Genomic DNA, 8,721 nt, shown 5'->3' with positions numbered 1-8,721 from the left:
TAGGTGAAGTCCTTGGGCAGGTCCGGGTACGTGTTGCGGTCGGGCGTCTTCACCCGGACCGGCGTATGCCGGTCGGTGGTCGTCTCGTCGCCGAGCTGGCCAACGCTGTTGCTTCCCCAGGCGTAGGCGTTGCCGTCGCTGCCCAGGGCCAGCGAATGAACCAATCCGGCGCTGACCTGCAGGTAGGTGAAGTCCTTGGGCAGGTCCGGGTACGTGCTGCGGTCGGGCGTCTTCACCCTGACCGGCGTAGTCTGGGCGTTGTAACTGGTTGTACCGTTGCCGAGCTGGCCACTATTGTTGGGTCCCCATGCGTAGGCGTTGCCGTCGCTGCCCACCGCCAAGGAAAAACCGTAGGAAGTACCACTGTTGTTCATTGATCCGCTGATCTGGCTGAACCTGATGCCCCGGCTGGCATTGTCTGGCGGGGTGATGGTGGTGGATTCCCTGCCCAACTGGCTGCCCTTGTCGGGGCTGATGCTCCACATGCTGGTCCGGCCTGCGGACGACCAGTGGGCGGTCAGGGTCAGGTCCTTGGTGACGGGCTTGCTGAAATCGTAGGCGACCTCGCCTATGAACCATCCGTCGAACAGGAAGCCTTCACGCGCCGGGTCGGGGGAGGGGCGCTTCACCCTGCCGTTCGGGGTGGAGACAGTCTGGTCTCCTGGTTCGGGGTTCCCGCCTCCCGTGTCGAAGTGGACCGTGAGCGTGGATCGTGGTTCGGCGTCTCTGGTCAGCGGCTGGTCGACCGTGTACTTGAGGCTCCTGGTGAAAGGCTGGCCGTCCTGCCTGCCAGTGATCGTGATGGCGGCTGGTCCCGGCTTATGGGCGGGCATGTCCGCCTGCCATGAGCCATTGTTCCTGCTGAGTTTGAGCGGCTGGTCGTCCATGTTGGCTGATTCCAGGGTTGGTGCCTGTACGGTGTCGAGTCTGGCTGACTTGCCCGGATTGTTTTGAGGGTCTAGGTTCCACGTGAACATGTCGCCTCGCCGGTCGATGGCGGTGATCCTGCCATCGGCTTCGGCGGCCTGCATGTACCGCTGGTTCCCGTCGTCCACGCGCTTGGGTGCTTCGCCGGCCTTCCAGACCCAGACGTGGCCGTCCTTGTCGACGATCATGGCCTGGTCCTTGTTGGCGGTGATTCTGCTGGTCTGCACGCCCTCCGGCAGGCCGGCGGCTGTGGGACTGATTGTGCTGTCGACCAGGTACCAGAGCTGTCCCTTTGAATCCAAGAGAAGGAATCCTTTGCTGAGGGGTTGGGCTTGGAAGGTGCGTATGCCCGGGTCCTGCTTGACGCGTGCGGGCTTGGCTTGCCTGGTCTTGCTTGCGTTCCAGGTCCAGGCTTGCCCGTCAGCGTCCACGATGAGGATTCGGCTGTCGGAGGCGACGGCAAGGACGGCCTGCGCCTGTCCGGGCAGGCTGGTTGTTTCCTGTTCTTCGGGCTTCGGGCTCGTGTTCTGAGTGTCTTTCTGGCTGGCTTGGAAGGCGTGGACCTTGCCCTGCTGGTCTACTGCCAGCAACCGGTCATCGTTGATGCTGATGCTGGTGAACCTGGTGTTGCGGCCGGTGTCGAGGGTGGTGGGTGTGACCTGCCGGTTGTTCCAGGTGTAGATCCGCTGGTCGGATCCGAGCGCCGCCTGCCATCCGCTGCCGGACGCGGCCTGCAGGTAGCGGAACCCATCGAGAGCCTGGGTGGGTGAGGGAACCTGTTTTGGCGTGCTGTCTTTCGTCCATGTGTAGATGCGGCCGTCGCCGGTCAGGCCCACAACCTGGTTTCCTGCGGCTTGGATGCCGATGTAGCAGGGTTCCTGTCGACTGGACGGGCTGATGGTTAGCCGGGCTCCGGAGGCGGGCCCATGATCCGGGCTCATCGTCCAGTCCGTGGTCTTGGTCCACCGGGCTTTCAGGGTCGTGTCCTGGAGGATGGGAGCCTGGAAGTCGAAGGGCTGGCCGTCAAGCATCCACCCGTTGAACCGGAAGCCCTCACGCATAGGGTTCTTTTCCGGGGGAGCGGCGAGAGTACCGGTTTGCATGGTTGACAGGGTGGGTTTGCTGCCGTTGGCCGGGTCGAAGCGCACCGTGTGCGTAGCTTGATTGTCTGCTTGTTCGGCTGATTGAGCCGGTGTGGTGTCCGTGTTGCTAGGTGTTGTCGTCGTCGGTGATGGGGTGCCCGATGTGGGACTTAATGGTGTGGTGGTTTGTATTGGTGATGGTGTGGGCAGTGGAGTTTCTGGTGCGTTGCTGGGGAGAATGCCGGAGGTTCCGTCAGCTACGCGAGGGGTCTGACGACCCCCCCCCCCCCGGTGAGTATGGGAGCGTCCGCCTGGGCGGATGCGACGCCCAGGCCTGCCAGCAGTCCCAGCAGGACGGTCATCATCGCCGTGATGCGACGCAGACGGGAAACCAGATGCATGAAACCAAAACCCCTTCACCAAACACCAAGCGGAACCAACACCGCTTGCCTATTCAAAGTCCTACCTGACAGCGCCAGCTCCGCATCAAATCGCAAGAGCCAATGGCGTAAGCCGGTCGTCTTCTCGACATCCCCCGCTTTTCACCCTACCACCCAGTCAGAAAACAACACACGATCACATCAAAGGCACTTGGATACGGCGAGGCCCCGCCTCCTGCTATCCGCAAAGAGAACGGGGCCTCATCCTTAAACCGTCAAGCGGGGATCAGCCGGTGTTCTGCAGGCCGGCGGCGACTCCCGAAACGGTGCAGAGGATCAGGTAGATGAAGTCGGCCTGTTGGCTCTTGCTGAGTTCCTCCTTGTCGTTGCGACGACGCAGGGCCCGCAGGGCACGCACCTGGGTCACCGACAGGGCATCCACATATGGGGAGCGGATCCGGATGGCCTGGCCCAGCACGTGGCGGTGCTGCAGGGGCCACTCGTCGCCCACGATCTGCAGAACCCACTTGCGGGTCAGCTCCATCTCCGAGAGGACCTTCTGGCTCAGGTCGTCCCGGTCGCCCAGGGAGAGGTACATCTTTGCGATGCGTTCGTCGGTCTTGGCCAGGCTCATCTCGATGTTGTCGATGAAGGTGCTGAAGAGCGGCCACTCCTCGTAGGCCTGACGCAGGGTCTCCAGGTCGCCGAACTTCTCGCAGGCGGTGCCCAGGCCGTACCAGGCGGCCAGGTTGATGCGGGCCTGCGCCCAGGAGAAGACCCAGGGTATGGTACGCAGATCGTCCAGGGACTTGGCGCCCAGACCGCGCTTGGCCGGCCGGGAGCCGATGGGCAGCAGGCCTATCTCGTTCAGGGGCGTCACGATGGAGAACCAGGGGGCGAAGTCCGGCGTGTGCAGCAGGTCCAGGAAGCGCTCGTGGGCGGCCTGGTCCAGCTTGTCGGCCATGTCCGCGTACTTCTCGGTCATGGTGGTGTTGCGCTCCTCCACGCTGGGCGCGGACTGGAGCAGGGTGGCCGCGGCCACGGACTCGATGTGGCGGATGGCCAGGACCGGGTTGCCGTAGCGGGCGAAGATGACCTCGCCCTGTTCGGTCAGCTTGAACCGGCAGTTGACCGAGCCCACAGGCTGGGCCAGCACAGCACGGTTGGCAGGGCCGCCGCCACGGCCTACGGCGCCGCCGCGTCCATGGAAGAGGGTCAGGTCGATGCCATGGCTCTCGGCCCACTTGGCGATGCGCTCCTGGGCGGAGTGCAGGGCCAGGGTCGCCGAGACGGGGCCGGCATCCTTGGAGGAGTCGGAGTAGCCCAGCATGACCTCCATCTTGTTGCCCGTCTCCTTGAGCCGGGCCTGGACCTCGGGGATCTTGATGATCTCCTCCAGCACGTCCACCGAGTTCTGCAGGTCCTCCAGCTGTTCGAACAGGGGGATCACGTCGATGACCGGCACGTCCTCGGCATGCTCGAAGGCCAGCCGGTTGAGCTCGTAGACGTCCTTGACGTTCTGCGCCGACTTGGTGAAGGAGATAATGTAGCGGCGGGCGGCCTTCTGGCCGTTGCGCTTCTGGATGGCTCCCAGGGCCCGGAAGGTGTCGAGCACCTCGTGGGTCATGGGCTGCAGCTCGCCGCGCTCGCCGTGCAGGCCGTGCTCGCGGATGTCCTCCAGGGCGCGGGCGTGGACCAGGGAGTGCTGGCGGAACTCCATCTCGACCATGTGGAAGCCGAAGGTCTGGGCCTGCCAGATCAGATCCTGCAGGGGGCCGTAGGCCTGACGGGCCGCGCCCGCCTTGGCCAGGGAGTCCTGGACCACGCGCAGGTCGGCGATGAAGTCGTCGCAGTCGGCATACATGAGGTCGGCGTCACGCTGGATGGTGGCCTGCAGACGGTCGGCGATGACCAGGACCACGGCCCGGTGCAGCTCGTTGTGCGAGATGGTGGTGGCCCGGTCGGTCAGGCGCTCGCTCATCTCCTTCTGGTGGCTCCACAGGCTCCTCAGCTCGGGGCTGGGGGGCGTGGTGGTCACCTCCATGGTCATGTTGCGGCCCACGGTGGTGGTGGCCTTGACCAGAGCCTTGAGCATGTGGTCCGAGAACTTGCGCGCCACCTTGCGCGAGACTTTGGCGGTCACATTGGGGTTGCCGTCGCGGTCGGAGCCGATCCAGCTGCCCGGGTGGAAGAAGGCAGGGCAGACGGGCTTGACCATGCCGGCCTTCTTGCCCAGCATCCAGTCGTCGAAGCGGCGGTAGACCTTGGGAATGGTCTCGAAGAGCGTGGCGTCGAAGATGTCCAGAATGGTGTTGGCTTCCTCGACGGGCGTCGGCTTCTTGGCTGCGATGGGCGAGGTGCGGAAGAGGGCGTCGATCTCGTTGTGCAGCAGACGCTCGTTCTCCTCCAGCTCGGAACCGCCCAGACCGCGGCGAACGGCCAGCAGGTTGGCGATGCGCCGGATCTTGCCCTCCACGGCCTTGCGCCGCGCCTCGGTGGGGTGGGCGGTGAAGACGGGGTGGAACTCCAGCTTCTCCAACAGCTCCGAGGCCTTGGCCGGGCCCATCTCCTGAAGCAGCTGGCTGTAGGCGCTGGTCATCTCGTTGATGGGGTCGGTGCCCTTGACCTTCAGGTCCACCTTGCCCTCGCGCTCATGCAGGACCTTCACCCGGTAGTTCTCCTCGCAGAGGTTGGCCAGGTGGAAGTAGGTGGTCAGGGCGCGGGCCAGCAGCTGGGAATCCTTGACCGAGGTGTCGTCGATCAGGGCCACGGCCTTGGACAGGCCGTCCTCGTCGGGCACGGGGTCCGAGGGGTGGCGGTTGAAGTGCTCGGCGCTGGCCGTCATCACGTCCTCGCGCAGGGAGTCGAAGCGCTTGAGCAGCTGTTGATCGAATTCCCCCAACGCATCCCTGAGCAGCCGCAGGCACAGGGCCATGTCCTCATCCAACGATTGAGGCAGCTTGCGTTCCTCCGGCCCCTTGGTCCCGGTGCCGGATGTGACCAGGGTCGCATCGGCAGCCGTGATTTGCTGATTACTATCTGTCATCAGTCCTCCTTGTCGAATCGCAGGTTGCCCGGTCTTCGACCATTCCACGGCTCCTCCGCGGTTATTGGTGGTCGGCGTTGCAGGCCCACAGCCTTCGGTTCGATGGCTCGCGGCCCATTCTAGGACGCTTTAGGGTCGAATACGTTTCATGGTCCCGTGCGGCGGTGCAAGGGCACGTGACCCGGGTGGAGTATGAATGTGGGTGTGAAATTCAAGAGCAGGAGTTCCAAGGACGGCTATCGCGGCAGGACCGCAGCCGAGGTCAGACGGGTAAGCAAGTACCACACCCACTCCATTCCGCTGGACATGGAGGACATTGAACGCGATTACGACAAGCCCATCGTCGAGGCCTGCATCGCGGCCAAGACCAGCCTGATTGTGCGGGTGGGCATGCTGGAGCTGGGGGCCGGCACGGGAAGCTTCCGCGTGCGCGAGATGATGCATAGGATTGCCTATCCCATGGGCGTGCATGTGCGGGCCGACGTGAACCTGACCGACATCGAGGCCACCTGCACGGATGGCGTGTCTCGGATCACCGAGGTGGTGGACCTGCCCACCACCGGGGTCAACACCGAGCGGATCTGGCTGCTGGAGCACTTCGCGGACTGGCTCAGCGTCAAGTGCGGGCAGGCGGGGACCTACCACGCCATGACGGTGGTCTCCCGGGAGCTGGTGGACAACCTGGACGAGCCGAACGTCTACGCGGCGGCCCGCAAGGCGGTCAAGGAGGTGCTGGCCCAGGACCAGGATGCGGCCAAGGCGCTCAAGGATGCGGTGGCCACCGCCGTACACAACGAGGACGAGATCAGCCAGAACCGGATCGATGCGGCGGCCATAGACACCAGAACGGCCGCCGGACTGGGCACCGTAGGCTCCACGCCTCGGTCGGAGGATTCCAAAGGCTCCAAGGATTCCAAGGCTGCTTCTGTCTCTGCTTCCGCTTCTGCCGACGGCGTGGCCGAGGATTCGGATTCGAGCGCCGCCGGTTCTGCAGCCACCGGATCGTCTGCAACCAGCCAAGGCCGCGGCTCTGAGGCTGGGCGGCCTGCCTCCTCTGACAAGTCCGCGTCCCCGGAGCCGCAGGCAACGGGCGGCATCACAGTCCGTCAGGCGCACGAACGCCTGGATCTGATCGAGCGACGCAAACCCCTCTATTCGCCCCTCTTCTCGGGCTTCGCCTCGGCCGTGGCCTGCGCAGCCTTCGTCTTCCTGCTGGGCGGCGGCCCCTATGACATGGCCGGAGCCTTCGTCGGCGCTGGCATAGGCCAGTGGGTGCGCCGTCAGATGCTGGGCAGGCGGATCAACCAGTTCTTCGCCACCGGGGTGGCGGTCATCATCGCCGCCCTGGCCTGCGTCGGCACGCTGAGACTGGTGGGCATCTTCGACCCGGTGGCCCTCAAGCACGACACGGCTTATATCGGCGCCATCCTCTTCGTTATTCCTGGCTTCCCCCTGGTCACCGGCGGCCTGGACATCGCCAAGCTTGACTTCCCGTCTGGGGTGCAGCGCATCACCTACGCCTTCTCGATCATCCTGGTGGCCACGCTGGGCGGATGGGCCGTGGCGCGGATGGTCATGCTCAACCCCCAGGGCTTTGAACCCATGAACCTGAGTCCCTGGCTGATGGCCGGCCTGCGTTTGATTGCGGCCTTCTGCGGGGTCTGGGGCTTCTCGGTCCTCTTCAACTCACCCCAGCGCATGGCCCTGGTGGCCGCCGTCATCGGCGCTCTGACCGACACGATGCGCCTGGAGATGCAGGACATCTTCCATGTCCCCCCGGAGATGGCCGCCTTCCTGGGCGCCTTCCTGGCCGGCATGCTGGCCACGGTCTGGCGCTCCTCGGTCCGTCACGGCCTGCTGCCGCCCCACCTGGGCTATCCAAGAATCAGCCTGACCGTGCCCTCCATCGTCATCATGGTGCCCGGCCTGTATATGTACCGGGCCATGTTCTACCTGGGGCAGTTCAATACGCTCAACGCCCTGGACTGGGCCTTCCGGGCCTTCATGGTCATCATCTGCCTGCCCATCGGCCTGGTCACGGCCCGGGTGCTGACCGACCGCTCCTGGCGGTACGACGTCTAGTAGCGCATGCCCATGGCCGAGCGGACCTGATCAAGGGTCTCCTCGGCTATCTGATTGGCGCGCTTGTTGCCCTCGACCAGGATGTCGCGCACGGTGTCCATGTCCTTGGCCAGCTCGGCCCGACGCTCGCGGTGGGGCGCCAGGAACTCGTTGACCGACTTGGTCACGTAGGCCTTGAGGGCGCCCGAGCCGGCATCGCCGATCTCCTCAGCGATGTCCTCGGGCTTCCGGTCGGTCACCAGGCCGGCTGTGGTCAGCAGGGCGGAGACCTGGGGGCGGTTGACAGGGTCGAAGGTGATCCTGCGCTCGGAGTCGGTGGGCGACTTGCGGATCAGCTTGGCCGTCTCCTCGGCGGTGGCTCCCAGCATGATGGAGTTGCCGTAGGACTTGCTCATCTTGCGTCCGTCCAGACCCGGAATCTCAGGGGTGTCGGACAGGATGGCATCAGGTTCGGGGAAGACCGGGGCCTGGCCGGGGTAACGCTCGTCGAAGCGGCGGGCGATGGTCCGGGTCAGCTCCACATGCGGCAGGTTGTCCTTGCCGATGGGCACGACGTTGGCCTTGCAGAAGAGTATGTCGCAGGCCTGGTGGACCGGGTAGGTCAGCAGCAGGCCGGTCAGGGCGTGGCCGCTGGCCTCCATCTCGGCCTTGACGGTGGGGTTGCGGTGAAGCTCGGCCTCGGTCACCAGGGAGAGGAAGGGCAGCAGCAGCTGGTTCTCCGCCGGGGTGGACGAATGGGTGAAGATCATGGTCTTCCTGGGGTCGATGCCCGCAGCCAGATAGTCTAGCACCAGGTTGAGCACGTTGTCGCGGATGTGCTCGGTGGTGTCCCGGTCGGTGATGACCTGGTAGTCGGCGATGACGATGTTGGTGTGCACGCCGCGATTCTGCATCTGGACGCGCTCGCGGATGGACCCGAAGTAATGGCCCAGGTGGAGCCTGCCGGTCGGGCGGTCGCCGGTCAGCATGGTGTAGCGGCTCGGATTCTTGTCCAGCTCGGCCAGCACCTGGTCGGACCGATGCTTGGCGGCTCTGAAGCTGTCGCTGATCTCGTTGCCTGCCGCTGTGACTTCTCCCTGCATGGTCCCACCCTTGCCGTCGTGCCGAATGTCGTTCTGGGAATTGCTTTTATGGTAAAAGTCCGAGCCGACAAGATGCTCAGGTGGTACTCTCATAAATGATGCAAATTCACATTCAAGTTGCC

The 8,721-nt window shown here is 64.5% G+C and carries 5 protein-coding genes; 1 reads left to right on the top strand and 4 read right to left on the bottom strand.

Annotated features, from left to right (window positions below; all coding sequences use genetic code 11):
• The 3 genes from QRX41_RS07860 to QRX41_RS07850 all read right to left on the bottom strand — a co-directional run.
• Positions 1–2,030, bottom strand: a 2,030-nt coding sequence (locus QRX41_RS07860) for an InlB B-repeat-containing protein (RefSeq protein ID WP_313839822.1), incomplete at its 3' end; no start/stop codon positions are given.
• Between the two features lie 236 nt (positions 2,031–2,266).
• Positions 2,267–2,410, bottom strand: coding sequence for a hypothetical protein (locus QRX41_RS07855; RefSeq protein WP_313839815.1), 144 nt, complete (start codon positions 2,408–2,410; stop codon positions 2,267–2,269).
• A 265-nt stretch (positions 2,411–2,675) separates the two neighbouring features.
• Entirely contained in the window at positions 2,676–5,435 is a 2,760-nt protein-coding gene (locus QRX41_RS07850; RefSeq protein WP_313839814.1) for a phosphoenolpyruvate carboxylase, read from the bottom strand.
• Between the two features lie 306 nt (positions 5,436–5,741).
• Here QRX41_RS07850 and QRX41_RS07845 point away from each other — a divergent pair, with 306 nt between their 5' ends.
• The gene (locus tag QRX41_RS07845) at positions 5,742–7,517 is read left to right on the top strand and encodes a threonine/serine exporter family protein (protein ID WP_313839821.1); all 1,776 of its coding nucleotides are present in this window, start codon (positions 5,742–5,744) and stop codon (positions 7,515–7,517) included.
• Here QRX41_RS07845 and trpS read toward each other — a convergent pair.
• Positions 7,514–8,599, bottom strand: a complete 1,086-nt coding sequence (gene trpS / locus QRX41_RS07840; protein WP_313839819.1) for a tryptophan--tRNA ligase — start codon at positions 8,597–8,599, stop codon at positions 7,514–7,516. The two genes, QRX41_RS07845 and trpS, sit on opposite strands and share 4 nt — an antisense overlap.
• Positions 8,600–8,721 lie beyond the last annotated feature (122 nt).

Source organism: Bifidobacterium kimbladii (assembly GCF_032193675.1).
GTDB classification, from domain to species: domain Bacteria; phylum Actinomycetota; class Actinomycetes; order Actinomycetales; family Bifidobacteriaceae; genus Bombiscardovia; species Bombiscardovia kimbladii.
This window is presented reverse-complemented; position numbering and strand designations above follow the sequence as displayed.